General features: G+C 68.3%; 1 protein-coding gene. It reads right to left on the bottom strand.

Annotated elements, in window-relative coordinates:
* Positions 1-417, bottom strand: a 417-nt coding sequence (locus tag F0L68_RS41185; RefSeq protein WP_149855347.1) for a sulfurtransferase, incomplete at both ends; no start/stop codon positions are given.

Genomic DNA, 417 nt, shown 5'->3' with positions numbered 1-417 from the left:
TCCTTTCCACTGCCGAGCTCGACCGGCACTCCGACGAGCGAGCCGTACTCGGTCCACGAACCGTCATAGTTCTTCACGTCCGCGTGCCCGAGCAGCTCGTGCAACGCGAACCAGGTGTGCGAGGACCGCTCGCCGATGCGGCAGTAGGCGATGGTCGACTTCGAGCCGTCCAGGCCCGCGTCGCCGTAGATCGCCTTGAGGTCCTCGTCGGACTTGAACGTGCCGTCCTCGTTGGCCGCCTTGCTCCACGGCACGTTGATGGCGGTCGGGATGTGACCCGCGCGCTGCGCCTGCTCCTGCGGCAGGTGCGCCGGCGCGAGCAGCTTGCCGCTGAACTCGTCCGGCGACCGCACGTCGACGAGGGTCTTCTCGTTGATCGCGGCCACGACCTCGTCGCGGCACGCGCGGATGGACAGG

The organism is Solihabitans fulvus (genome assembly GCF_008386585.1).
Classification (GTDB): Bacteria; Actinomycetota; Actinomycetes; order Mycobacteriales; family Pseudonocardiaceae; genus Solihabitans; species Solihabitans fulvus.
This window is presented reverse-complemented; position numbering and strand designations above follow the sequence as displayed.